This window comes from Pseudomonas sp. CF161 (assembly GCF_000416215.1).
In the GTDB taxonomy this organism is placed as follows: domain Bacteria; phylum Pseudomonadota; class Gammaproteobacteria; order Pseudomonadales; family Pseudomonadaceae; genus Aquipseudomonas.
In genome coordinates, this window is the sequence record NZ_ATLP01000130.1 from 1 (window position 1) to 24,669 (window position 24,669).

Annotated in this window: 17 protein-coding genes and 1 pseudogene; 12 read left to right on the forward strand and 6 right to left on the reverse strand. The window is 65.4% G+C overall.

Features of this window, described 5'->3' with window-relative positions; all coding sequences use genetic code 11:
• From CF161_RS31515 to CF161_RS33530, 3 genes are all read right to left on the reverse strand, one after another.
• A partial coding sequence (locus tag CF161_RS31515; RefSeq protein ID WP_020300694.1) for a condensation domain-containing protein occupies window positions 1–1,510 on the reverse strand: 1,510 nt, incomplete at its 3' end.
• Window positions 1,507–9,219: a non-ribosomal peptide synthetase gene (locus tag CF161_RS31520; protein WP_020300695.1), complete on the reverse strand. Its 7,713-nt coding sequence runs from the start codon at window positions 9,217–9,219 to the stop codon at window positions 1,507–1,509. The genes CF161_RS31515 and CF161_RS31520, both read right to left, overlap by 4 nt.
• Entirely contained in the window at window positions 9,119–11,860 is a 2,742-nt protein-coding gene (locus tag CF161_RS33530; RefSeq protein ID WP_020300696.1) for an amino acid adenylation domain-containing protein, read from the reverse strand. Before CF161_RS33530 ends, CF161_RS31520 begins: the two co-directional genes overlap by 101 nt.
• Before the next feature lie 175 nt (window positions 11,861–12,035).
• Between CF161_RS33530 and CF161_RS31525 the strand changes: the two genes are divergently transcribed.
• Together CF161_RS31525 and CF161_RS31530 are read left to right on the forward strand one after the other, a co-directional pair.
• Window positions 12,036–13,010 (forward strand): siderophore-interacting protein, encoded by a 975-nt coding sequence (locus CF161_RS31525; RefSeq protein WP_020300697.1) that lies wholly within the window; start codon window positions 12,036–12,038, stop codon window positions 13,008–13,010.
• A gap of 148 nt (window positions 13,011–13,158) precedes the next feature.
• Window positions 13,159–14,289, forward strand: coding sequence for a cupin-like domain-containing protein (locus CF161_RS31530; RefSeq protein ID WP_020300698.1), 1,131 nt, complete (start codon window positions 13,159–13,161; stop codon window positions 14,287–14,289).
• A 78-nt stretch (window positions 14,290–14,367) separates the two neighbouring features.
• On the opposite strand, the gene CF161_RS31535 is transcribed toward CF161_RS31530, so the two are convergent.
• Window positions 14,368–15,108 (reverse strand): thioesterase II family protein, encoded by a 741-nt coding sequence (locus tag CF161_RS31535; protein WP_020300699.1) that lies wholly within the window; start codon window positions 15,106–15,108, stop codon window positions 14,368–14,370.
• A gap of 54 nt (window positions 15,109–15,162) precedes the next feature.
• Window positions 15,163–16,356: an MFS transporter gene (locus CF161_RS31540; RefSeq protein ID WP_020300700.1), complete on the reverse strand. Its 1,194-nt coding sequence runs from the start codon at window positions 16,354–16,356 to the stop codon at window positions 15,163–15,165.
• Window positions 16,357–16,494: 138 nt separating this feature from the next.
• On the opposite strand from CF161_RS31540, the gene CF161_RS31545 reads away from it, so the two are divergent.
• From CF161_RS31545 to CF161_RS31580, 8 genes and pseudogenes are all read left to right on the forward strand, one after another.
• Window positions 16,495–17,112, forward strand: coding sequence for a TetR/AcrR family transcriptional regulator (locus CF161_RS31545; RefSeq protein ID WP_020300701.1), 618 nt, complete (start codon window positions 16,495–16,497; stop codon window positions 17,110–17,112).
• A 109-nt stretch (window positions 17,113–17,221) separates the two neighbouring features.
• Window positions 17,222–18,012, forward strand: a pseudogene (locus CF161_RS31550) (SDR family oxidoreductase).
• Window positions 18,005–19,846, forward strand: a complete 1,842-nt coding sequence (locus CF161_RS31555; RefSeq protein WP_020300704.1) for a glycoside hydrolase family 15 protein — start codon at window positions 18,005–18,007, stop codon at window positions 19,844–19,846. The pseudogene CF161_RS31550 and the gene CF161_RS31555 overlap by 8 nt, the downstream one beginning before the upstream one ends.
• 194 nt (window positions 19,847–20,040) lie before the next feature.
• The gene (locus tag CF161_RS31560) at window positions 20,041–20,490 is read left to right on the forward strand and encodes a hypothetical protein (RefSeq protein ID WP_020300705.1); all 450 of its coding nucleotides are present in this window, start codon (window positions 20,041–20,043) and stop codon (window positions 20,488–20,490) included.
• 68 nt (window positions 20,491–20,558) lie between these two features.
• Window positions 20,559–21,053 carry a hypothetical protein gene (locus tag CF161_RS31565; RefSeq protein ID WP_020300706.1) on the forward strand — a complete coding sequence of 165 codons (495 nt, stop codon included), beginning with the start codon at window positions 20,559–20,561 and terminating at the stop codon, window positions 21,051–21,053.
• Between the two features lie 123 nt (window positions 21,054–21,176).
• Window positions 21,177–21,941 carry a hypothetical protein gene (locus CF161_RS31570; protein WP_020300707.1) on the forward strand — a complete coding sequence of 255 codons (765 nt, stop codon included), beginning with the start codon at window positions 21,177–21,179 and terminating at the stop codon, window positions 21,939–21,941.
• Between the two features lie 34 nt (window positions 21,942–21,975).
• On the forward strand, window positions 21,976–22,452 hold the full coding sequence (locus CF161_RS31575) for an isochorismatase family protein (protein ID WP_020300708.1): 477 nt from the start codon (window positions 21,976–21,978) through the stop codon (window positions 22,450–22,452).
• Window positions 22,453–22,485: 33 nt separating this feature from the next.
• Window positions 22,486–22,872, forward strand: coding sequence for a hypothetical protein (locus CF161_RS31580; protein ID WP_020300709.1), 387 nt, complete (start codon window positions 22,486–22,488; stop codon window positions 22,870–22,872).
• Window positions 22,873–22,881: 9 nt separating this feature from the next.
• Here CF161_RS31580 and CF161_RS31585 read toward each other — a convergent pair whose 3' ends face one another.
• Entirely contained in the window at window positions 22,882–23,469 is a 588-nt protein-coding gene (locus tag CF161_RS31585; RefSeq protein WP_020300710.1) for a hypothetical protein, read from the reverse strand.
• Window positions 23,470–23,655: 186 nt separating this feature from the next.
• On the opposite strand from CF161_RS31585, the gene CF161_RS31590 reads away from it, so the two are divergent.
• Window positions 23,656–24,135, forward strand: coding sequence for a hypothetical protein (locus CF161_RS31590; RefSeq protein ID WP_020300711.1), 480 nt, complete (start codon window positions 23,656–23,658; stop codon window positions 24,133–24,135).
• Between the two features lie 10 nt (window positions 24,136–24,145).
• Window positions 24,146–24,669, forward strand: a 524-nt coding sequence (locus CF161_RS31595) for an alpha/beta fold hydrolase (RefSeq protein ID WP_020300712.1), incomplete at its 3' end; no start/stop codon positions are given.

Here is a 24,669-nt window from a genome sequence, read left to right on the forward strand (position 1 = left end):
CCGCGAGCCGCAACGCCAGGTCATGGGCGCGGCTGTCGAGCTGGGCATAGGTCAGGGTCTGCCCGGCGCTGACCAGGGCCACGGCATCCGGGGTGATCTGCGCCCACTCGGCGATGCGCCCGGGCAACAGCACGCGCTCATCCAGCGCTTCGGGCGCCGGGTTCAGGCCCAGCAGCGCGGCGCTCTCGGCCTCTCCCAGCAGATTGAGCCGGGACAGAGGCTGGTGCACGTCCTCGACAATGCTCTGCAGCAAGGTCAGGTATTGCGCCTGCAGGCCTTGCAGGGCCGCCAGCGAATAACGTGCCGGCAAGGCCTCGATGCTCAGTGCCACGGGAACCCCCTGGGCACTCAACCCCAGTTGCAGGGACAGTTCGAACAGCGGCGCCGACGCGGCGAGGTGCGACGCCGACCATTGGCCCCCGGCCACCGCCTGCGTACCTAAGGCCTGGCGAGTGGCGAACCCGTAAAGCGGATTGGCCAGCACCGGCGCCAGGTCAGCCGCCCAGTACTCCTGCCAGGTGCGATGGTGTTCAAGCTGCTGCGCCAGGGCGTCAAGCACCGTGGAGAAGCTCTGGGCCTGGGGCAGAACCAGGTGCAAGGGCAGGGTTTTCTCGAACAGCCCCAGGGTCTGGGCGAAGAACTCGTAGTCCTGGCGTCCGTCATGCCGCCAGCCGGCGAGGAAACGCTCACGGCCGCTGATGCGCCCAAGCAATACCCACCAGGCCGCCTGCAACAGCACCTCGACCGGCTTGGCGCAGGCGCTGGCCACCTGTTGCAGGGCGCTGGCCAGTGCGGCGTCCAGCGCCTGTGTCAGTTGCAGCACCGCGGCGCCGTCGTGGGCCGGGGCATCGGCGCGACGATAAGGCAGGTACGGCGCGCTCAAGCCCTCTTCGGCAGGCGCCAGGGCCTGCCAGTAAGCCTTGGCGGTATCGGCATCCTCGTCGAACAGCACTTCACTGCGCCATTCCAGGTACTGGGAAAACTGCCCCAGCTCGTCGTCGACCTCCAGACCGTCCTGCTCATAACCACTGATCAGCGCCCGCAGCAGCACCGCCAGGCTGCCGGCGTCCGCCACCAGGCGCGCCACACTCAGCAGCAGCTGCCACTGGCGATCGGCGGTGCGCAGCAACAGCGCCTGGGCAAAGGGGCCGCCACGCTCGCTCGATTGTTCCTGCCACGCCTCCCGCCACGACGCCGCCAGGCTGGCGGAAACCACGTCGGCCTGGACTTGAAGAGCGAATGACGGCCCCTCGGCAGCGGCCAGAAACTGGCGCAGGCCATGGTAGCCAGGCACCGATTCCAGGCGTGTGGTCAGTACGTCGTGACGCTGCAACAGGCCATCCAGTACCCGCTGCAATCGCGCCGGATCCAGCTCGCCATGGATCTCCACCGCCAGCAAGTGCGCCGTCGCCCCATGGCGTGCACCGGCGTCCAGGGCCGCCAGATGCTGCTGTTGCTCGGGGAGCAGGGCCAAGCCCGCGTCCAGTGTTTCCAGGTTTGCCGTACTCATGCTTGCGCCTCTTGCGTTTGCCGATCGGCGACTGGCGCCTGTTCCGACAGTGCCTCCAGGGCACTGCGTTCGATCATTTCTCCCATGGCCACGACGATTTTGCGCGGGCCCTCGAACGGGTCCCGGGCATGGGCGGCCAACATGTTGTCCAGCAGGATCACATCGCCCTTGCGCCAGTCGAAACGCACGGCGCATTCCTCATAGAGGTCGCCAACCCGCTGCATGACCTCGTCTTCGATCGGCGAGCCATCGCCGTAATACACATGGCGCGGCATGCGCTGCTCACCAAAGAGCCCGAGCAGGTCCTCGCGCACATCCGGATCCAGGCAATAGATGTGGTGCAACTGGACCTGATTGAAGAAGCTTTTCTCACCGGTCACCGGGTGGCTGATGATGGCCGGGCACGGGGTGCGGATCTGCAATTCATCGTTGTCCAGCCAGGTCCACTGGATCCCCGCGGCACTGCAGCGGGCCTCGACTTCGTCGCGCACCTCGGTCTTGAAGAAATGCTGCCAGGACACATCGAGCTTGTCGGCGAAGGTGCGCACGTACAGCAGGCCCTTGCTCTCGAACTTCTCGCGCAGGGCCAGCGGCAGCTTCTGGTACATCAAGCGGCAGTCCACCACCGGGGTTGCGCCGCCGACGGGCGACGGCTGTTCACAGAAGAACAGCTGCTTGCGCGGCCAGCGATCCTGATGGGAGCTCTCGTTGTGGAACAGGATCATTTTCTTTTCCGGGTACGGCGTGGAGCGGTAGGTGTTCTTGCCGCCCTCTTTCTTCGGCAGGTCGCCGTACTGTCCGTAGAGGCCCGGCTGCACCGCTTCGGCGAACGCCTCGAAGGCATGGATGTCGCTCATGGCGAAGCCACGGAACAGGATCCCGGCATGCCGCGCGAGTTTCTCTTCCACCAGGGCCCGGTTGTTGCGGATCCACTGCACCAAGTCCAGGCCCGGGTCCGTCGGCTCCCACAACAAGGGGAATACCTGCCCCGGGACCATCAGGGTTTCCCGAAATACCGGCGCATGGGGCCGGGCTGCCGGGCTCTGGGCCTTTTTCAGGAACTTGCCCAGCTTGTCGGCCTTGCTCGGTGCTGCGGGTGCAGTGGTCGTGGCGGCAAGCGCCACGGTGTTGGTAGGCATGTTGATATCCCCTAGTCGTATATCCGGATCACGCACAATCTGTTCGAGAATGGTCATCCAGCTGTTCACGCAGAGCTCGATACGTTCTTGTTTGAATAAGTCGCAGGCAAATTGCCAGGTTCCATGCAGCTGCCCGGCCTCATCGTCGATAAACAGCGCCATGTCGAACTTCGAATAGGCACCGGCCGACGGCAGGGCCTGGACGCGAATGTCTTCAATGCCGGCGCTGCGAATCGGCAGGTTGTTCATCACGAACAGCACCTGCACCAGCGGGTTGACGCCTTTGCGGCGGTTGACCGCAGCGGCCTCGACCAGCATGTCGAATGGCAGGTCCTGATGTTCGAAGGCACTCAGGCTGGTTTCCTGGGCCTGGGCCAGGAACGCGGCGAATGACTGGTTGGCATCGAAGCGCGAGCGCAACGGCAGGATGTTGACGAAGAAGCCGATCAGGCTTTCCAGCTCGGCCTGCGGCCGCCCGGCGACATCCGCCCCCACCAGCACGTCGTCGCTGCCGCTGAGGCGGTGCAACAACACCTGGAAGCTGGCGAGCAGGGTGCTGTAGAGCGTGACCCCGGCCTCGCGGGCCAGGGCACTCAGGGCCTGGTGCAACGCGGGAGCAATCGAGAAACTGCAATCGCGCCCGGCGAACGACGCCACTTCCGGGCGGGGATGATCGGTGGGCAATTGCAGCAGGCCGCCGTGCCCGGCCAGGGCGTCTTTCCAGTACGCCGCCTGGTCGCGGAAAACCCCGGCCTGCTCCAGTTGCTGCTGCCACTGGGCATAGTCGGAGTACTGCAGCGCCAACGCCGGCAACGGCTGCTCGATACCCGCCTTGAGCCTGGCGTACACCTCGACCATTTCATTGCTCAGGATCGACATCGACCAACCATCGGAAATGATGTGGTGCATGGCAAACAGCACCACGTGTTCAGTCGGCCCCAGGCGCAGGACCTGGCCGCGCAACAGCGGGGCCTTGAGCAGGCTGATGGGGGTCCGGGCGTTCTGTTCCACCGCTTCGGCCACTCGGGTTTCGCGCTCGACCGGGTCCAGGCCCGAGAGGTCGAGCAACGGCAGGTCCACCGCGACCTCGGCGCTGATCAGCGCCAGTGGATCGCCCTCCTCGTCCGCCACATAAGCGGTGCGCAGCACCTCATGGCGCTGCACCAGTTGCCGCAGGCTGGCCACCAGCAGCGGCACCGACAACTCGCCTTCAAGACGCAGCGCCAATGGCATGCCATAGGCACCGCTGGCCGAGGCAAACTGCTCCACGACCCACAACCGGCGCTGCGCCAGGGACAGGCAGGCCTGCGCCTTGCCCGCCGTCGCCACCAGCTCGGGCAGGCGCGCACGGGCGATACCGACCCGCAGCGCCAGGGCCGCGGCGAAGGCGCCCAGGGTCGGGGTGCCGAACAGGTCACGCAACCCGACCTCGCACACCAGCACCTGCTTCAGGCGCGCCACAACCTGGGTCGCCAGCAGGGAATGCCCGCCCAGTTCGAAGAAGTGGTCGTTGAGCCCGACGCGCTCAAGTTCCAGCACCTCTTGCCAGACCGCCGCCACCTGTTGCTCCAGCTCGCTCTGCGGCGCCAGGTACTGTTGCTGCAGCAGGCTGGCATCGGGGGCCGGCAGCGCCCGGCGGTCGAGCTTGCCGTTGGCCGTCAAGGGCCAGCGTTCGAGGAACAGCAGGTGAGCCGGGACCATATAGTCCGGCAGCACGTCCTTGAGCCGGCCCTTGATCACATCGCGCAGGGCTGCGGCGGCGTCGACCTCGCTCAGGTCGCGGTTGGCGATCAGGTACCCCACCAACTGCTGGCCACTGGGGCCGTCCACCGCCAGCACCAGCGCTTCACGCACTTCGTCCTGTTGCTGCAAGCGGGCTTCGATCTCCCCCAGCTCGATGCGGAACCCACGGATTTTCACCTGATGGTCGATGCGCCCGACATACTCCACCACCCCGTCGGTGCGATAGCGCGCCAGGTCGCCGGTGCGGTACAGGCGCTCACCCGACGCCGAGAACGGGTCGGGGATAAACCGCGTCGCGCTCAGGTCCGGCCGTTTCAGGTAACCCCGCGCCAGGCCGGCCTGGCCGACATACAGCTCACCGACGCAGCCTTTGGGCACCGGGTTGAGGTCGGCATCGAGCAGGTACCAGGACAGGTCGACAATCGGCTCGCCAATCGGGCTCGCGGCGTCCTGCTGCAGGTCGGCCAGGCTGATCGGCCGGTAGGTGACGTGGACCGTGGTTTCGGTGATGCCGTACATGTTGATCAATTGCGGCGCCTGATCGCCGAACCGCTCGAACCACGGGCGCAGGCTCTGCACGTCCAGGGCTTCGCCGCCAAACACCACGTAGCGCAGGGCCAGGCGGGCCTGGGCCTGTTCGGGGGAGCAGGCCACTTGCAGCAACTGCTTGAAGGCCGACGGCGTCTGGTTGAGCACGGTGACGCCCTGCTCCCTCAGCAGGCTGAAAAACTCTTCCGGGGAGCGACTGACGTCCTGGGGCACCAGCACCAGGCGCCCGCCATACAACAACGCGCCGAAGATCTCCCAGACCGAGAAGTCGAAGGCGTAGGAATGGAACAGGCTCCAGACATCCTGCGGACCGAAACCGAACCAGCCATCGGTGGCCTGGAACAGACGCAGTACGTTGTGGTGACTCAGCAGCGCGCCCTTGGGCTTGCCGGTGGAACCCGAGGTGTAAATGACATACGCCAGGTTGGCCGGGTCCACCCTGACCCCGGGGTTGCTCTCGCGGTAACCGGCCAGGCCCTGCTCATCGAGCAGCAAGGTGGGCAGCTGCGCCGCCAGCGGCAAGCGCGGCAGCAGGTGCGTTTGAGTCAGCAGCAACTGCAAGCCGCTGTCTTCGATCATGTAGGCCAAGCGGTCCTCGGGGTACGCCGGGTCCAGGGGCACATAGGCGCCACCGGCCTTGAGGATCGCCAGCAGGCCCACCAGCATCTCCAGGCTGCGCTCGACCGCCAGCCCCACCAGCACATCGGGACCGACACCCTGTTCGATCAGCCGGTGCGCCAGTTGGTTGGCCCGGTTGTTGAGCTGACGATAGGTCATGTGCTGCGCGCCCAGGGTCAGGGCGATCGCCTGCGGTGCACGCTCGACCTGGGCCTCGATCAAGGCATGCAGGGGCTGCTCGCTCACCAGACGGGCCGGACGCGGATTCCACTCGGCCAGGGTTTGGCTGCGCGCGCGCTGATCCAGCAGGCACCACTCGCTGAGCGGACGTTCGGCCAGCTCGGGCATTTGCTGCAGCAGGTGCATCAGGTGCGCCGCAAGCTGCTCGATCATCGCCGACGAGAAATGCCCGCGGTCGAAACTGAAGTGCAGCCCCAGCTCCTCACCCAGGCCCACGGCCAGGGTCAAGGGGTAGTTGGTCTGCTCGTGGCTGTCGATCGGGCCGAAGCGCAAGCCTGCGGGGGCCCCTTGTTCCAGGGCCTCGGACACCGGGTAGTTTTCGAACACCAGAATATTGTCGAATAGAGCCTCGCCGCTGCGGGCCGCCCAGCGCTGGATCTCGAACAAGGGCGTGTGTTCGTGCTCGCGCAGCCCCAGGTTCTGCGCCTGGACCTTCTGCAGCCAGCTGGCGAGGGTCTGCTCCGGTTGCGGCGTGGCGACCACCGGCAAGGTGTTGATAAAGAGCCCGATCTGCTGCTCGACGCCCTTGAGCTCCGCCGGACGCCCGGCCACTGTCGCGCCGAATGCCACGGTGGCCTGCCCGGTGTAGCGTTGCAGCAACAGCAGCCAGGCCGCTTGCAGCAGGGTGTTGGCGGTGACTTTCTGCGCCCTGGCAAACTCGTTGAGACGCAGGGTCCGGGCGGCGTCGAGCTGGACATGGCAATCGCCATAGCCGGTCTCCCGGCTCAGGGGCGCCATCGCCAGGGCCAGGCGCGTCGGCTCTTCGAGGTCGCGCAGTTGCTCCTTCCAGAACCCTTCGCTGAGGGCCTGGTCCTGCCCTTGCAGCCAGGCGATGTAGTCGTGATAGCGGCTGCCCTGGGCAGCAACGGCCTGGCCGCTGTAACGCTGCAGCACCTCGCCCAGCAGCTGCGAGTTGCTCCAGCCATCCATCAGAATGTGGTGGCTGGTGTAGATCAATTGATGGCGCTCATCGCCGATGCGCACCAGGTGCAGGCGCAGCAATGGCGCCTGGCTCAACTCGAAGCCCTGGCGCCGTTCGGCCTGGGCCAGAGCGTCGAGCGCCGTTGCCAGGTCGGCACGGCCGCGCCAGTCCTGCTGGCTGAACGGCACCTCGACCTGCTTGAGCACCACCTGCATCGGCTGGGCGAACTCGCCCTGGTAGACAAAACCTGTGCGCAGGATGTCGTGGGCATCCACCGCGCCTTGCCAGGCCTGGCGGAAGCGCTCGGGGTCGAGGCCGCTGACCTCGAGGCTCATCTGGATGATGTAGTCCCCGGAACCTTGCTCGTACAGGGTATGGAACAGCATGCCCTGCTGCATCGGCGCCAAGGGGTAGATGTCCTTGATCGTCGCCGGCGCGAGCGGCAGGCGATCCAGTTGCGCCTGATCGAGCCGCGCCAGGGGGAAGTCGGACGGGGTCACCCCGCCGCTGCCGTAGCGCGTGCAATGGGCGATCAGTTGCTCCAGCTCCAGGGCGTAGGCATCGGCCAGCTCCTGGACTTGGGCCTGGCTGAACATCTCGTGGCTGAAGGTCCAGCTCAGGTCGAGCTCACCGTTGTAGACCTGGCCATTGATACTCAGCCAATTGCCCAGGGGCGCCTCGGCGCTCTGCTCGCTGCCGGCGTTCTCGCCACTGGGCACAAACAATGCGTCGTCATCGTCGAAGCTGCCATCGAACTGGCCGAGGTAGTTGAAGGTAATGCGCGGCACCGGCAGGTCGGCCAACAGTTGCTGCGCCTGGGGATCACCCAGGTAGCGCAAGGCGCCGAAGCCGATGCCCTTGTGCGGGATGGCGCGCAATTGCTCCTTGATGCCCTTGATCGAATCGCCAAGGCTGAGTGCCGGCGTCAACTTGACCGGGTACAGGCTGGTGAACCAGCCAACGGTGCGGGTCAGGTCGATACCGTCGAACAACTCCTCGCGGCCGTGGCCTTCCATCTGCAACAGCACCGAAGGGGACTCGGTCCAGCGGGCGATCACCCGCGCCAGGGCGGTCAGCAGCAGATCGTTGACCTGGGTGCGGTAGGCCGCCGGGGCCTCTTGCAGCAGTTGCCGGGTGTGCTCCTGGTCCAGCCGCGTGCGCACACTCAGCCCCAGGTGGCTGTGCAGGCCGCCCGCCGGGTTGGCGCACGGCAGATCCGCGGCAACGCCCTGCAATTGCGCTTGCCAGTACGGCAGTTCGTCCTGCAACGCCGGGCTACGGGCATAGGCTTGCAACTGCTCGGCCCAGGCCTTGAGCGAACTGCTCTTGAGCGGCAGGCGCACCGCCTGGCCGGCCGCCAGCTGGTTGTAGGCCAGTTGCAGGTCTTCGAACAGAATGCGCCAGGACACCCCGTCCACCGCCAGGTGATGGATGGCCAGCAGCAGGCGCTGCCCGGCGTCCGGCAGCGTGACCAGCACCGCCCGCAGCAGCGGCCCCTGCTGCAAGTCGAGGCTGCGCTGAGCTTCTTCGCCCAGTTGCGCCAACTCGGCGATATCCGCCAGTTCGCTGTGCCACAACACCGACGGCGAGGACGGCGGCGCAAAGCGCGCGACCCAGGCCTGGCCTTGCTCGGTGAAGGTCAGGCGCAAGGCATCGTGGTGTGCGATCAAGGCCTGCAGGGCGGCATCCAGCAACGGGGCATCCAGGGCCATGGCCGGCTTGAGCAGCACCGACTGGTTCCAGTGATGGCGCTCGGGAATCGACTCTTCGAAAAACACCTGATGGATCGGCAACAAGGTCATGCTGCCGGTGACCGGCGCCTGGTCGATCACCTCATCGGCGGCCCCGGTCTGCGCCACACTTGCCAGCCTCTGCACCGTCTGGTGCTGGAACAGCTCTTTGGGGGTAAAGCGAATACCCGCCTGGCGAGCCCGACTGACCACCTGAATCGAGATGATCGAGTCGCCGCCCAGCTCGAAGAAGTTGTCGGTGAGGCCGACTTGCTCCAGCTTCAGCACGTCCTGCCAGATCGCTGCGATCTGCTGTTCCAGCTCGCTTTGCGGCGCCACATAGGCCTGTTGCAATAGGCTGGCATCGGGCTGAGGCAAGGCCTTGCGGTCCAGCTTGCCGTTGCCGGTCAGTGGCAGGGTGTCGAGGAACAGCAAATGCGCCGGGACCATATAGTCCGGCAGCTCCGTGCGCAGCTGGGCCTTGATTGCCTCCCGCAGCTCGGCATCAGCCGACTGCCCCGGCTGGACCACGAGGTAGCCCACCAGCTGTTGGCCGTTGGCGCCGTCCATGGCCAGGACCACGGCTTCGCGCACGGCGGGCAGTTGCAGCAAACGGGCTTCGATCTCACCCAGCTCGATGCGGAAACCACGGATTTTCACCTGATGGTCAATACGCCCGATGTACTCGATGACCCCATCGGCGCGATAGCGCGCCAGGTCGCCGGTGCGATACAGCCGCTCGCCATGACGTCGAGAATGGGTCAGCAATAAAACGCGTGGCCGTCAGGGCGCCGCGATTGAGGTAACCACGGGCCAAACCGGCCTGGCCAACATACAGCTCACCGATGCAGCCCTTGGCCACCGGGTTGAGGCTGCTGTCGAGCAAGTACCAGGAAAGGTCCGGGATTACCTCCCCAATCGGGCTGCTGGCGTCCGCTTGCAGATCGGCCAGAGTGATCGGGCGGTACGTCACGTGCACCGTGGTTTCGGTGATGCCGTACATATTGATCAGTTGCGGCTGTTGGTCGCCAAAACGCTGGAACCAGGGCTGCAGGGCCTTCACTTCCAGGGCTTCGCCGCCAAACACTACATAGCGCAGAGCATGAATCTCGGAGCTGGCACAGGCCACCGGCATCAATTGCTTGAAGGCCGACGGAGTCTGGTTCAGCACCGTGACGCCCTCATCACACAACAGCTTGAAGAACTCTTCCGGCGAACGACTGACGTCATGGGGCACCACCACCAGCTTGCCGCCGTACAACAGCGCGCCAAAGATCTCCCATACCGAGAAGTCGAAGGCGTAGGAATGGAACAGGCTCCAGACATCCTGCGGGCCAAAGCTGAACCAGCGGTCGGTGGCCTGGAACAGGCGCAGCACATTGTGGTGCGGGAGCAAGGTGCCCTTGGGCTTGCCGGTGGAACCGGAGGTGTAAATCACATAGGCCAGGTTGGCCACGTCGATCGCCACCTGTGGGTTGTCCTGGCTGTAACCGGCCAGTTCAGGGGTATCGAGTAGCAGCGTGCGCACCCCGTCCGGGATCGGCAGGATCTTAAGCAGGGAGGGCTGGGTCAGCAGCAGGCGAATGCCGCTGTCCTCGATCATGTAAGTCAACCGCTCCTGTGGATAAGCCGGGTCCAGGGGCACATAGGCGCCGCCGGCTTTAAGAATCGCCAGCAGCCCGATCACCATCTCCAGGCTGCGCTCCACCGCCAGGCCCACCAGCACATCGGGGCCAACCCCGTGCTCGATCAGTTGATGGGCCAACCGGTTGGCCCGCTGATTGAGCTGGCGATAGCTCAGGGACTGCTGGTCGAAGACTACCGCCACGGCCTCGGGCGTGCGCTCGACCTGCTGCTCGATCAGGTGATGAATGCTTTGGGTGGCCGGGAATTCAACCCGGGCCGGGTTCCAGGCGGCGATGTTCGCCTGCTGCTCGTGGGGAGCCAGCAAGGCCAGATCGCCAATGCGCTGGCTGGCATCGGCCACCATCGCGTGCAACAGGTGCTGCCAGTGCTGCGCCATGCGCTCGGCCGTGGCCGGGTCGAACAGGTCGGTGGCGTAGGTCAGGGCGGCGTGCAGCTTGCCGTTTTTTTCGTAGGTATCCAGGGTCAGGTCGAACTGGGTGGTACGGCTCTGCCAGTCGATCAACCCCAGCTCCAGGCCGGACTCCAGCTGCAAAGTCGTGACGTCGGCGACCTGGGGCTGGTGGTTGTACATCACCTGGAACAGCGGTGTATGGCTCATGCTGCGCTCAAGGCGCAAGGCCTCCACCAACTGCTCGAACGGCAGGTCCTGATGGGCCTGGGCCCCCAGGGCCGTGTCCCTGATCGCCAGCAACAGCTCGGCCACCGTGGCCTGCGGGTCGATCCGGGTGCGCAGCACCTGGGTGTTGACGAAGAAACCGATCAGGCCTTCCAGTTCGCTGCGGTTACGGTTGGCGATCGGCACCCCGACGCGGATATCGGTCTGCCCGCTGTAGCGTTGCAAAAGGACAGTGAACGCCCCCAGCAGCAGCATGAACAGGGTGACGTTCTGTTGCCGTGCCAGGTTGCGCAATGACTGCGCCAGGCCATCGTCCATGGCGAATTCATGCCGGGTCCCGCGATGGCTCGGCAGCGCCGGGCGCGGGCGGTCCGTGGGCAGCTCCAGCATCGGGTGTTCGTCACCCAGTTGCTCGCGCCAGTAAGCGAGCTGGCGTTCCTGCTCGCCGGCTTCGAGCCAGCGTCGCTGCCACAGGCCATAGTCGCTGTACTGGATCGGCAACTGCGCCAGCTGCGCTTCGGTGCCGGTGAAATGGGCGCTGTAGAAACGGCTGAACTCGTCGATCAGCAGGTTCATCGACCAACCGTCGGAAACAATGTGGTGCAAGGTCAGCAGCAGCACATGCTCGGCGCGGTCGAGCTTGAGCAGGCGCACCCGCAGCAGCGGCCCCTGTTCCAGATCGAAGGGTTCCAGGGACTGGCGCTCGGCTTCCTGGCGCACCCGGGCCTCGCGCTGATCCACCGACAGCCCGGTCAGGTCCAGGTGCTCGACCCGCAGCGGCTGCTGCAGGGGCACCTGCTCCAGGCGCTGATCGGCCATTGGCCGGAACACCGTGCGCAAGGTCTCATGGCGCGCCACCAGGCTGGCGAATGCCTGCTCCAGCGCCACCTCATGCAAGGGCCCGGTCAGGCGCACAGCCCCCGGCAGGTTATAGGCGCCGCTCTGCGGGTCCAGCTGCCACAGGAACCACATGCGCTGCTGGGCGTAGGAGAGGGCCTGACGGTCCTCGACCAGCACCCCGGCCGGAATCGGCAACAGCGAAAAGTCGATCTTTTCCGCGCGCAGGCCTTCAAGGAACAGCCGGCGCTTTTCCAGCGGCAATTCGATGAAGCGGCGGGCAAGTTTCAGGGACTTTTCAGCATTCATCGGGGGCCTTCCGTACATGTTGGGTATCGAGCTTTGGCTCGGCTATCCCTACGGAACGGATGACCCGCACAGAAAATTAGCGCCCCGCCCCCTGACGCAAGCCCCCTGCGGCGCGGGTAAATCCCCCTCGGTACAGCTCGTCCAATCAGTAACCCCTTCGCAAAAAGGCATTTCCATGTCCTCAGCAGCATCCCTCGGCCGCGCCCTGAGTAACGGCCTGCGCAGACTGGTTGGCACCCCGGCCGAGCAGCCTACGGCCTACCGCATGATCGATGCCCAGCTCAAGCGCCGGATCGTGCTCAGCCCGTCGCTGACGCGCCTGGTGTTTGCCAGCCCGGACATTGCCCTGGCCCGCACCCTGGCCCCGGACCAACGGATCAAGCTGTTCTTCCCCGGCGCCGACGGTGCGCCGTCGAACCTGCCCCGGCAGGGCGACTGGCAAGCCGCCAGGCGCCAGATGAGCAAGGGCCAATGCCCGCCCATGCGCACCTACACCATCCGCGACCTGCGCCGCGAAGCGTGCGAGCTGGACATCGACTTCGTGCTGCATGGGGTCAACGGCCCGGCCTCGGCCTGGGCCACCCAGGCGCAGGTCGGCGACCGCTTGCAGATGCTCGTGCCCAACCTGGCGTTTGCTGACGACCCGGGCGGCTATGAATGGCAACCGCCTTCGGACGCCCGGCAGATTCTGCTGATTGGCGATGAAACCGCCCTGCCGGCCCTGGCCGGCATTCTCGAAGAGCTGGCCGATCACCCCGAAGCCATCGCGGTGCAGGCCTTTATTGAAGTGCCCGGGGAAGCCGACTGCCTGCCATTGCGCACCGGCCCGAACACCCGCCTGAACTGGCTGCCCCGTGACCTGCTGCACTGCGCCCATGGCGAAGCCATGCTGCATGCCGCCCGCGAACTGGCGGACCTGGGACCCAGGGCCAGTGGCACCCAGCGCGCCACAAAGCTGCCGGAGGTCGACATCGAGCAACAGATCCTCTGGGAACGCGCGAGTCCCTCCCACAGCCACTTCTATGCCTGGGTCGCCGGCGAATCCGCTGCGGTGATGAGCATCCGCCGCCACCTGATCACCGAGCGCGGCCTGGATCGCCGCGAGCTGACGCTGATGGGCTACTGGCGCCAGGGGCGCAGCCTGAACTGAGGAGCTGTTCACGATCTGTTGCGCCTGGCTTATGCGGCGTCAACTCCCGGGCCTGTCGATAGCGGGCGCTGCAACCGGCGCCCTGGATAAATTTTCCGGCTCAGGCTTCGTTCCCTCTTCAGGCCCACATACACCTAGAGGGAATGCCGTGGATTTGCAGAACGTTCTGTCAAAGCTGTTCGCCAATGCCGGCTCCGTCGGCATCGAAGGCGTCTTTCAATTCGTCTTCGCCCCCCACCTGATGTTCTGGTCCGAAATCAGGGAGCGCACCACCACCCAGAGCGGCCTGCACCCACGTCCGGATGTCACCATCAACGTCGCGGAAAAAGACTTTCTGGGCATCATGGGCGGCGTGGCCGACGTCGAAGAACTGTTTGCCAGCGGCCGCCTGAAAATCGGCGGCAACATGGGCCTGGCCACCCTGCTGCCGCAAATCATCGAAAGCGCACGGCATGGCGGCCAGGCGGAAAAGGTCGACATGAACAAGCGCTACCCGACGCCGCCAAGGCTCAGCGAGCGGGTTTCCGCGGCGCAGCCGGTCCAGCGAGAGGTAACGCGGATCGCACGCCAGGCGTTGTCGATCGGCGACTTCCGCGCCCACTACCTGCCCGAAGGCATTCCCCTGGTGATCAGCAATGCCCTGAATGACTGGCCACTGTTCAACATGGGCCGCGAAGAATCCCTGGTGCACTTCGCCGAGTTGCAGGGCATTACCCGCCACGGCGACTACGTGAAAAAGACCTTTTCCACCGACCGTGATTTTCGCTCCACCTCCATGGCCGAGTTCATCGCGTCCCTCGATGCCCCGGCCCAAATGGGGCCCAACGGCGAACCGCCAGCCTATATGGGCAACAACATTTTGCCGGCACAACTGATGGAGCAGATCAGCTACCCGCCCTATTTCGACCGCGCGCTGTTCATTGCGCCACGGATCTGGATCGGCCCCAAAGGCACCCTGACGCCCCTGCACCGTGACGACACCGACAACCTGTTCGCCCAGGTCTGGGGGCAGAAGTCGTTTATTCTCGCTGCGCCCCACCATCGCCCCGCCCTGGGCACCTGGTCCACGGCGCCCGAAGGCGGGCTCGACGGCTGTGACTTCAATCCGGATGCGCCGGACTACCAACGCTTCCCCCAGGCCCGGGACGTGACGTTCCTGCGGGTGACCCTGGAGGCCGGCGACCTGCTGTTTCTGCCGGAAGGCTGGTTCCACCAGGTGGAGTCGGTCTCCACCTCGCTCTCGGTGAATTTCTGGGTCAATTCGGGGCGCGGCTGGTAAAGGGCGCCGGCACTGCCCTCGGGGTCAGTGCCGGATGGGCTTGAGTGCAGGACGAACCTGCAGGGGAAAAGCGTCCGCTCAGACGCTCAATGCAAGCTTGTGCCCATGCCGCCGCTGGTGCACCTCCAGGTAATCCTTGATCGCTCGCAGCACCTTGGCTTCATGTTCATGGATAAAGAAGTGCCCGCCGGCCAGCATGTCCACCGAGAAGCTGCCGTGGGTTTCCTTGCTCCAGCCGATCAGTTGCTCGGTGGTGGCGCGGTCGGCCTTGCCGCCCAGTACATGCACCGGGCAAGTGAGCAACGGGCGATTGAGCGGCTGGAAGCGCCCGCAAAGCAGAAAGTCGGCCCGCAGGATGGGCAGCGTCAGGCTCATCAGCTCTTCATTGCCCAGCACTTCTTCACTGGTGCCCTGCAAGGAACGCAACTGCTCGATCAGTTGCGCGTCGGTCTTGGGTTCGGAGAACCCGCGGTCGTACTCCGAGCGCATGCTCGGGGCCGCGGTGCCGGAGGCGAACAGGGCCACCGGTTCCGGCGCGCCCAGGGCACGCAGGGCGTGGGCCATTTCACAGGCGAGCAAGGCGCCCAGGCTATGGCCGAACAGTGCATAGGGTGCTTTCAGGTTGGGCAGCAGTTCGCTGGCCAGTTGCCGGGCCAGTGCACGCATATCGGTCTGCAACGGCTCGCCGAAACGCGCACCGCGCCCCGGCAACTCCACCGGCTGCAGTTTCAGCCACTGCGGCAGCTTGCGCCGCCAGCGGCTGTAGACCATGGCGCTGGCGCCGGAATAGGGCAGGCACAGCAGTGTCAGTTGGGTCACTGCATTTACCTCAATCAGTTGTGTGTAAAGAGAACGGATTGAGGTCGCTGCAAATTAGTCCGCCTGTGGTGCCCCGCGGCTCAGGCGGCGACAGCTCTGCACCGCCGTCCACAACACCACCGCCCCGGCGCCCAGGGCCACCCAGAAACCGCTGCGCGCGCCATAGTGGTCGGCGAGCCAGCCGGAGCTGGCGGCACCGATGGCCACACCGATGCTCAGGCCGGTCACCAGCCAGGTCAGGCCCTCGGTGAGTTTGGCCGGGGGCACGATGTTCTCCACCAGGGCCATGGCCACGATCAGGGTCGGGGCGAAGAACAGGCCGGCGACAAATACCGCCACAGACAGCCCGGGAATATTGCTCACGATCAGCAGCGGCAAGGTGGTGACGGCGGTGGCGATGCCGCCGTACATAAACAGGCGGGGCAAGGGCAAGGTCGGCTTCCAGGCGCCGAAGGCAATGCCGGCCAGGCATGAACCGATGGCGTACACCGAAAGCACGATGCTCGCCGCCGCCGGCTGGCCCTGCTGCTGGGCAAAGGCCACGCTGACCACGTCCACCACCCCGGCGGTGGTGCCCATGGCGACCATCAGCAGCACCAGCAGGCGCAGCTCCACCGAGCGGATGATCGAACCCTGCTGCGGACCGATATGGGGGTGCACCGCCGGTTCCGTGGCGCGTTGCAACACCAGCGCGGTGACGCCGATGGCCAGGGCCAGCAGCGCCACCAGCGGCCCGGCTTCGGGGAACACCGCCACGCACAGCCCGACCGACAGCGGCGGGCCGACGATAAAGCACAGTTCATCGAGCACCGATTCCAGGGCATAGGCGGTCTGCAACAGCGGCTGGCCACGGTACAGCTCGGTCCAGCGCGCCCGGACCATGGCCGACATGCTCGGCATGCAGCCGGCCAGGGCGGCAAACAGGAACAGGGTCCAGGTCGGCGCCTGCAGGCGGGTGCACAGCAACAGGGCCAGCAACGCCCCGCCACCGACGCCGGCGGCTATCGGCAAAATCCGGCCCTGGCCAAAGCGGTCGACCATGCGTGACACCTGGGGCGCACAAAACGCCGTGGCCAGGGCGAAGGTGGCGGCCACCGCGCCGGCCAGGCCGTAACCACCCTTGAGCTGGGAGAGCATGGTGATGATGCCGATACCGGTCATGGAGATCGGCATGCGGGCGATCATCCCGGCGATGACAAAGGCGCGAGAGCCCGGGGCATGGAACAGCTCGCGATAAGGATTAACCATGGACTTTCAACCTCGGCAGGGGCGTGCAACTTGCCATAAACAGCAGCTGCAGTAAAAATACATACGGTGCGTATGTGAGAAATAATGCGAACATACGCGGCGTATGTCAAACCCCCATTGCCCAGATGAGTAGCCGCCATGAGCCCCCGCCCCCGCGCCGAAATGATCGAAGCCACCCGTGCCAAGCTGCTGGCCAGCGCGCGCCAGGCCTTTGGCCGCCTGGGTTACGCCCAGACCTCGATGGACGACCTGACCGCCGAAGCCGGCCTGACCCGAGGCGCCCTGTACCACCATTTCGGCGATAAAAAAGGCTTGCTGGCGGCAGTGGCGGCGCAGATCGACGCCGAAATGGACCAGCGCCTGGAGGCGATTTCCAGCGCGGTGGCCGACCCCTGGCAGGCGTTCTGCGAGCGCTGTCATGCCTACCTGCACATGGCCCTGGAGCCGGAAATCCAGCGCATCCTGTTGCAGGATGCCCGGGCGGTGCTGGCCGACAGCGCCCAGGCCGGTGAAGAACAGTGCATCGAGTCCCTCGGCGCCCTGCTCCAGCATTTGATAGACGCCCGCGTGGTGGAGCCCGTCGCGCCCCTGGCCCTGGCGCGCCTGATCAACGGCAGCCTGGTGGAAGCCGCCCTGTGGATCGCCAATGCCGCGCACCCGGCACAAAAACTCGAGCAAAGCCTGGGTGGCCTGAACCTGTTGCTGCGCGGGTTGCGTCGCAGCGATGCAGCGGCAGCAACCGCTGGCGGAGCCTGAACCTGAAACCCGTGCCTCCCTGAACACGCCACGGATTTATCGCACCCGCTGAACTCCCGGCCACCTTCACCAGTCAGCTAATCACGCTCCCTGAGTTAAGGATTGCCCCATGCAGCTCTCCCTCGATGGACAAGTGGCCCTGGTCACCGGTGCCAGTTCCGGTATCGGCGCGGCGCCGGAGCCAGCGTCGTGCTGAACTACAACAGCCAGCCCGAGCCCGCGCAAAAGCTCGCCGCCGACATCAACGCCTGCGGTGGCCGGGCCGTGGCCATTGGCGCCGATGTGTCAAAGGAGGACGAGGTCGAGCAGCTGTTCGCCAAGACCCTCGAAGCCTTTGGCTTTCTCGACATCCTGGTGGCCAATTCCGGCCTGCAACGGGACGCGCGGGTGACCGAAATGACCCTCGATGAGTGGAATCAGGTGATCGGGGTCAACCTCACCGGGCAGTTCCTGTGTGCCCGCGAGGCGCTGCGGATTTTCCAACGCCAGGGGATCCGTGCCGGGGTCTCCAGGGCGGCGGGCAAGATTATCCACATGAGCTCGGTGCACCAGGTGATTCCCTGGGCCGGGCATGTGAACTACGCCGCCTCCAAGGGCGGGGTGGAGATGCTCATGCGCAGCCTGGCCCAGGAGGTCAGCGAACAGCGGATCCGGGTCAACGGCATTGCCCCCGGAGCGATCCGCACCGCCATCAACCGCACGGCCACCGAGGGCGAGGCCGGGCAGGAACTGCTGAAGCTGATCCCCTACGGGCGCATCGGCGAGGCCCAGGATGTGGCGAATGCAGTGGTGTGGCTGGCGTCCGATGCTTCCGACTATGTCGTGGGCAGCACCCTGTTTATCGATGGCGGCATGAGCCTCTATCCCGGCTTTTATGAAAAAGGGCGTGGCAATGGCTGAGTCGCATGCACAACGGCAGCTTACGGAACGACAAAGCCCGATCGACGCCCACGGCATCATCGGCGATATGCGCAGCGCGGCCCTGGTCAACGACAAGGGCAGCGTGGATTTCTTCTGCTGGCCGGAGTTCGACAGCCCGTCGATCTTCTGCTCGCTGCTCGACTCCCCCGCTGCCGGAATCTTCCAGTTGGCCCCGGACCTGGCCGACGCCCGGCGCGAGCAGATCTACCTGCCGGACACCAACATCCTGCAAACCCGCTGGCTGAGCGAGCGGGCGGTGGTGGAAGTCACCGACCTGCTGCCGGTGGGCGACAGCGAGGATGACCTGCCGTTGCTGATTCGCCGGGTGCGGGTGGTCAGCGGCCAGGCCACCATACGCATGCGCTGTGCGGTGCGCCACGACTACGCCCGGGCCCAAACCCGGGCCCGAGTCGACGCCGACGCGGTGTGTTTCGAGGCCGACGGCCAGCCCGGCCTGCGCCTGGTCGCCAGCCAGGCACTGCGCCTGGAGGGCGACTGCGCGGTGGCCGAGTGGGTGCTGGAGCAGGACCAGAGCGCCGAGTTCATCCTCGGCGGCATCGACGACCCACGGGTCGCCCTGGGCAGCAGCGAGCTGTGCCTGCAACGCACCCAGAAGTTCTGGCGCGACTGGATCGGCCAATCCAACTACCGCGGGCGCTGGCGCGAGATGGTCCATCGCTCGGCCCTGGCGCTCAAGCTGCTGACCTCGCGCAAGCACGGGGCGATCCTGGCGGCCGCGACCTTCGGCCTGCCGGAAACCCCCGGCGGCGAACGCAACTGGGACTACCGCTACACCTGGATCCGCGATGCCTCGTTCACCGTCTACGCCTTTATCCGCCTGGGTTTCGTCGCCGAGGCCAATGCCTATATGGGCTGGTTGCGCGGGCGGGTCAGCGACTGCCATGGCCAGCCGATGAAGCTCAATATCCTGTACGGCATCGACGGCCAGCAGGAGTTGCCCGAGACCGAACTCACGCACCTGGCGGGCCATGGCAACGCGCAGCCGGTGCGCATCGGCAACCAGGCCTACGAGCAGATCCAGCTGGATATCTTCGGCGAGTTGATGGACGCGGTGTACCTGGTCAACAAATACGGCGAAGCCATTTCCCACCAGGGCTGGAAGCACGCGGTCCAGGTGGTGGATCAGGTCTGCGACACCTGGCAGGGCCAGGATGTGGGGATCTGGGAAATGCGCGGCGAGCAGCATCACTTCCTGCATTCGCGGCTGATGTGCTGGGTGGCCCTGGACCGCGCCATTCGCCTGGCCTCCAAGCGTTCCCTGCCGGCGCCCTTTGCCCGCTGGGACCAGACCCGGCAGGCGATATACGACGATATCTGGAACAACTTCTGGAACGAGGAGCGCGGGCATTTCGTTCAGCACATCGGCAGCACCGCCCTGGACGGCTCGATGCTGCTGATGCCCCTGGTGCGGTTTGTCAGCGCCAAGGACCCGCGCTGGCTGTCGACCCTGGAAGCCATCGAGAAGTCCCTGGTGCGCGACGGCATGGTCTACCGCTACCGCAACGACGACAGCCAGATCGACGGCCTGGCCGGCAGCGAGGGGGCGTTTGCCGCCTGCTCGTTCTGGTACGTCGAATGCCTGGCCCGCGCCGGCCAGCTCGACAAGGCGCACCTGGAGTTCGAGCAACTGCTGCGCTACGCCAACCCGCTGGGGCTGTACGCCGAAGAGTTCGACAGCCACGGCCGGCACCTGGGCAATACGCCCCAGGCCCTGACGCACCTGGCGTTGATCAGTGCCGCGAGCTTTCTTGACCGCAAGCTGGGGGGTGAAAAAAGCGTGTGGCAGCCTTGAGCGTCGCAGGCTGATCTGGCGAGCGCGGCTCGGCGCTCGGCGTGCTGAGCGCCAGATCGACGGTGGGCACACCGGTGCCCCCTCCGCACACCGTCGCCTACCGCAAAGGCCATCATATTGATATTATGCGCGGCTTTTTTCGCGGCCTTGCCCACAGGGCCTGCGGTTGGTCCCTCCCTGGAAATGGAATCCCTATGTATTTTGCTCGCTCCCTGGCCCTGGCAGCCCTTGTGCTGTCCACCTCCGCCTGCACGGTCTTCGTTCGCTCCGCCCCGGTCTCCCACAGCAAGGCCGACCCTGTCCCCCAGGACCGCGTGCTTGCCTATCAGGCGCCTGCCGCCGGCCTGGTCAAGGTCGTGGTCACCCGCGACGAAGGCATGAACAGCCTGGGGTGCTACGTGGGTGTACAGGCCAACAGCACACTCATCGGCCGCTTCGCCGCCGAAGAAACCGCCACCTTCTACATGCCCGCAGGCGTGGTGGACATGACCGTGATCCAGGACCCGCAAGGCAGCGGCCTGTGCGGCAAGGGCTTTGCGCCAGGGGTGACGACCTCCCACCTGCTGCGCGCCGACAAGCCGTATTACATGCGCATCAGCACCGGCAACTATCGCCGGCCACGGGTGCTGGAAACCACTGACTGAGTGGGTGTCGTGCTGTTGTCACACGCAGTTGCCCAGCCCGATGGACGAGTGAATTCAAGGATCGAACAATGTCAGTCCACACAACCCTGATCGTCGAATGGCGAGGGCCTTTGACGCTGGAGGAAATCGAAAGTAACCCGGAATGGAGTAATGGCCTGTACATGGCCACCGGCAGGCTCAAATACGAGCGCAGCGCTTCGATTCAGTACTGCGGCATCACCGAAGGCAGTTTTTTCTCAAGGCTCAGGTACCACCACAAGGTCGACCAGATTTTCCGCGAGCAACGGTTCTGGCTGGGGTCGGTGAAGTACCCCAGCGACGTCTCTCGCCACTACTTGGAGCTGGTGGAGTCGATGATCATCTACTTCTGGCAGCCGGCCCTGAACGAGCGAAAAAAGTTCTCCTCCCCCAAGTCGATCACCCTGATCAATCGCTGGTTCAAGAAAGACAACACCCCGCGTTATCGGCAACACACCTTGTGCAAGGGCATCGAAGACGTGATCTCCTGGGACGGCAAGCTGTGGCGCCTGGGCAACCTGCAGGTCTACGACGAAATCGCCTGAACCGCTGCCTGGCGCGAATCTGCCCGCCTTACCGCTTGCAGATTCGCGCCGCTTGTTTAACCTGCTGCACACCGCCAAGGGCGCACCCCAGCGCCCTGCAACCTTGCAGCAAGGACCGTGGTTTTGGATGTAAAGATCGATATCAACCCGTACTTTTCCGCCTGCCGGAAGATGCTGTTTCTGGCCGCCCATACCGAAGGCAGCGCCGAGTGCCTGGGGATTCACGAACAGGCCGACCTGGTGTTCAAGCGCTGCGCCGAGTTCCAGCTCGAACTGCTGCAGACCCTGGAACATGTGTTGAAGCTGGGGCTGATCCGCCCCGCCATGGCCACGCTGCGCACGGCCCTCGACCTGGCCACGCGTTTTGCCTGGCTGGCGGATGATTTCGAGAATCGCCTGGAGCGTTTTTCCAAGGGCCAATGCCCCGGCGTGCAGAAGATGATGTCCGCCGCCAACCTGGGCTGGACCGGTGAATATGAGAAGTCCTACGCGCCGCTGTCGGATTTCGTGCACGGCAGCTTTACCCTGTCCGACTTCAACAAGGTGGAAAAGGACTGCACCGATGAAGTGCCGTATTCGCCTCTGGGCGACTATTTCATCGTGCACACCGATCAAGGCATGCAGGCGCGGCTGGTTGAAAACCTCACGCCCAGGGAACTGATCGATCTGCACGGTGGCTATATCACGCTGAAGGCGTTCGACATTGCCCTGGCCATGCTGATGCGCGCCTCCGGCCCCTACTCCGACGCGTTCAACTGGTGGCCGGGACGCGAGGCGATGGAGGCCTACGATGGCGTGGTGCGCCAGTACGACGAGCATTCGAATTTTCTTTGGCTGACTGAAAAACAGCGCCTGACCATTTACCAGGTCGAAGGCCGATACCACTAGGCCGGCCGCCGTTTCCCCACCACCCGAGGTGCCCATGGATCAGGTGTTATTGATCGTCGATGTACAGCCCTCCTTCAACCCGCCGCAGTGGCTGGTGAGCGGTATCGAACACTTGCTGGGGCGCATGCCCTCGGTGGCCACGGTCGAACGCCACGATGAAAGCCGCACGCCCTTCGCTCGGCAACTGGGCTGGCAGCCGGCCCCCGATGACGAAAGCCTGGTGGCCGCCGACAAGGTGTTTATCAAGCACGGTTATGCGCCGACCGCCGAGACCCTGCGCTACCTGCACAGCCTGGCGCCGCAGCGGGTGCTGGTGTGCGGGATCCAGACCGATACCTGCGTATTGGCCGCCGGTTTTGCGCTGTTCGATGCCGGCCTGCAACCGACCCTGATCACCGACCTGACCCTGGGCTCGTCCCTGGACCGCAGCGGGCAACTGGGGATACGGCTCTGGCAGCACCACTTCAAGCACCTGATCACCCGTGCCGAACTGCTGCAACCGCAGGCCTAGGCCGATACCGTCCGCGTCAACCCTGGAGGCCTAATGGCACTCGACCTGCACCTTGAAGCCGACCGTCACTTGCAGCACGCGCTGCTGCGGCGAATCCTCGAAGGCTTCGCCGGGGCCGAGGTGCAGCCCCAGGCGGATGGGCTGTGGGCGGCCCTGCCATCGGGCATGCACATTGAAAGCAGCACGGCCGGCACCGATCAGCAGCTGTACGCCGAGGACCGCAGGGGCTGCGAGTTTGCCGTGGCCTTGCGCGCCCACTTGCGTATCCACGGCCCGGAACATCCCGAGCACTCGGCGATGGATGAAGTGCGGCGCCTGGCCAGGCGCATCAGCGAGCAGTGCGACAGTTGCTTCATCCTGTCCTTTCAGTACGAGTCGACGCTGTACTGGCGCGACGCCGACGGTTTGCATGAAGCCTGAAGGCCTTGCTCAGCGCGGGTTCCAGCAGGCCTTGTAGCGCGAGCAAACGTCATATTGCACGTCCATCTGGGCCATGCGCTTGAGGTGCCTCTGCACGGCAACCAGGGTTTGGACCCTGACCATGTCGAAGTACAGGAAGGTGATGTCCATGTCGCTGCCCAGGACTTTCTTGAACACCGGGGTGGCTTCCATGTCCGGCGCGGTGGCCAGGGTCTCGAGCTGGCTGTCGCTGGCCTTGACCAGTTGCGTGCGGTACAGGCGCTTGTACTCGGTGAGCGACTTGACCTTGACCTCGGCCATCTCCAGCTTGAACTGCTCCAGGTTGTCGCGGTACAGCGCCCAGTAGGCGTCCGGCAACAGGAAGCCCATCAGTTGCTTGCGCTCGACAATCAGCTCGTCGACGCTGGGCAGGGGCTTGGCCGGGGGCGCTTGCTCAAGGGAATCGAGGGTGCGGACCATGCCCGACTTGGCGACGATCTGCCCGATCAATTGCGTGCGGTGCGGGGTGTCCGGCAGCGGCTGGGGTTGGCCGGCGCATCCGGCGAGCAGCACCAGCAGCAGGAGGGTGAAAGGTTGCAGCAGCGACGCACGTGACATCGATCTTCCCTGGTTGTGGCGCCACGCCAGGCCGGCGCGGCAACGTCGGCGATTCTAACCGTCCGCCGAGGACAATGGCAGCGCGGCGGGACGGCCCCTGCCCAGCGGCCAGGGCCCATCGACGCCACGCAGGCCCGCTAAAAATCGTTACACTCCCCGCCTCGACGCCCCCCGACAGGACATGGAATGTTGCCCTCCTCTTCTTCGCCGCAGCCCGGCCTGCGCCGCGCCCTGGTGCTCTGGCTGTATGCCGCGGCGCTGGTCCACCTGCTGGCCGGCGTGCTGCTGACCTGGGCTGGCCACAGCGGACTCTTTACCGATTACCTGCAAGGCATCGAACAGCTGTTCTGGGGCCAGGCCGCACCGCCTGCCGCGCGGGCGCAGCAGGTCTGGTGGCTGGCGCTGTTCGGCGCCACCCTACAAAGCTACGCGCTGTACCTGCTGGCCCTGGTGCGCCTGGGTGACCGCCTGCACCACGCCAACGCCTGGGCCTGGTTGATGGCCGGGATCCTGCTCTGGGCGCCCCAGGACATCTGGGTCTCGCTCCAGGTGCAGATGGGGTCGCACCTGGCCTTCGACAGCCTGGCCCTGCTGACGTTATTGCCGCCGCTGCTGTGGTTGTTTGTCCATGACCGCCGCCACCCCGGGGCCGCCCCGCGTGCCTGAAGGAACCCTGATGGAAAAGCCCCTGCTGTACCTGCTGGCCGGCAATGGCAGCGCCGCCGATTGGTGGGACGACGCCGTGCCGCACTTTGCCCGCTACCGGGTGCACGCCCTGGAACTGCCAGGTTTTGGCGACAACCCGCAACCGCCCTGCACCGACCTCGCGGCCTACGCCGAGGCGCTGCTGGCGCTGACCGAACCAGGGCAGGCGATCATGGCGGTCGGGGTCAATGCGCTGGTTGTGCTGCACGCCCTGGCGCGCCGCCCCGGGCACTTCGCGCGCAATGTGCTGCTGGCGCCGGTGGGGGCGTTTCTCTGGCAACGGCGGTTGCCGGCGCTGATGGCGCCGCTGCCGATTCGCCGCCTGATCCACCAGGCCCTGAGCCGCAGGCCCGCGTGGTTCGCCCACAAGTTTTCCGCCCAACCCTGGAGCCCGGCGCAGTACCGCCGCATGGGCCGGGGCTACGCCCGCTGCCGGGCCTTTGTGCCGCTGTGGGAGCAACTGCGGGCCGACACCGCGCTGCCGCTGCTGGAGTC

Bases quoted from the DNA above. Each gene is read 5' to 3' on its own strand.
- CF161_RS31565 (WP_020300706.1), top strand. From the start codon at position 20,559: ATGTCAGTCCACACAACCCTGATCGTCGAATGGCGAGGGCCTTTGACG.
- CF161_RS33530 (WP_020300696.1), bottom strand. From the start codon at position 11,860: ATGAATGCTGAAAAGTCCCTGAAACTTGCCCGCCGCTTCATCGAATTG.
- CF161_RS31580 (WP_020300709.1), top strand. From the start codon at position 22,486: ATGGCACTCGACCTGCACCTTGAAGCCGACCGTCACTTGCAGCACGCG.
- CF161_RS31555 (WP_020300704.1), top strand. From the start codon at position 18,005: ATGGCTGAGTCGCATGCACAACGGCAGCTTACGGAACGACAAAGCCCG.
- CF161_RS31560 (WP_020300705.1), top strand. From the start codon at position 20,041: ATGTATTTTGCTCGCTCCCTGGCCCTGGCAGCCCTTGTGCTGTCCACC.
- CF161_RS31575 (WP_020300708.1), top strand. From the start codon at position 21,976: ATGGATCAGGTGTTATTGATCGTCGATGTACAGCCCTCCTTCAACCCG.
- CF161_RS31540 (WP_020300700.1), bottom strand. From the start codon at position 16,356: ATGGTTAATCCTTATCGCGAGCTGTTCCATGCCCCGGGCTCTCGCGCC.
- CF161_RS31585 (WP_020300710.1), bottom strand. From the start codon at position 23,469: ATGTCACGTGCGTCGCTGCTGCAACCTTTCACCCTCCTGCTGCTGGTG.
- CF161_RS31590 (WP_020300711.1), top strand. From the start codon at position 23,656: ATGTTGCCCTCCTCTTCTTCGCCGCAGCCCGGCCTGCGCCGCGCCCTG.
- CF161_RS31525 (WP_020300697.1), top strand. From the start codon at position 12,036: ATGTCCTCAGCAGCATCCCTCGGCCGCGCCCTGAGTAACGGCCTGCGC.
- CF161_RS31545 (WP_020300701.1), top strand. From the start codon at position 16,495: ATGAGCCCCCGCCCCCGCGCCGAAATGATCGAAGCCACCCGTGCCAAG.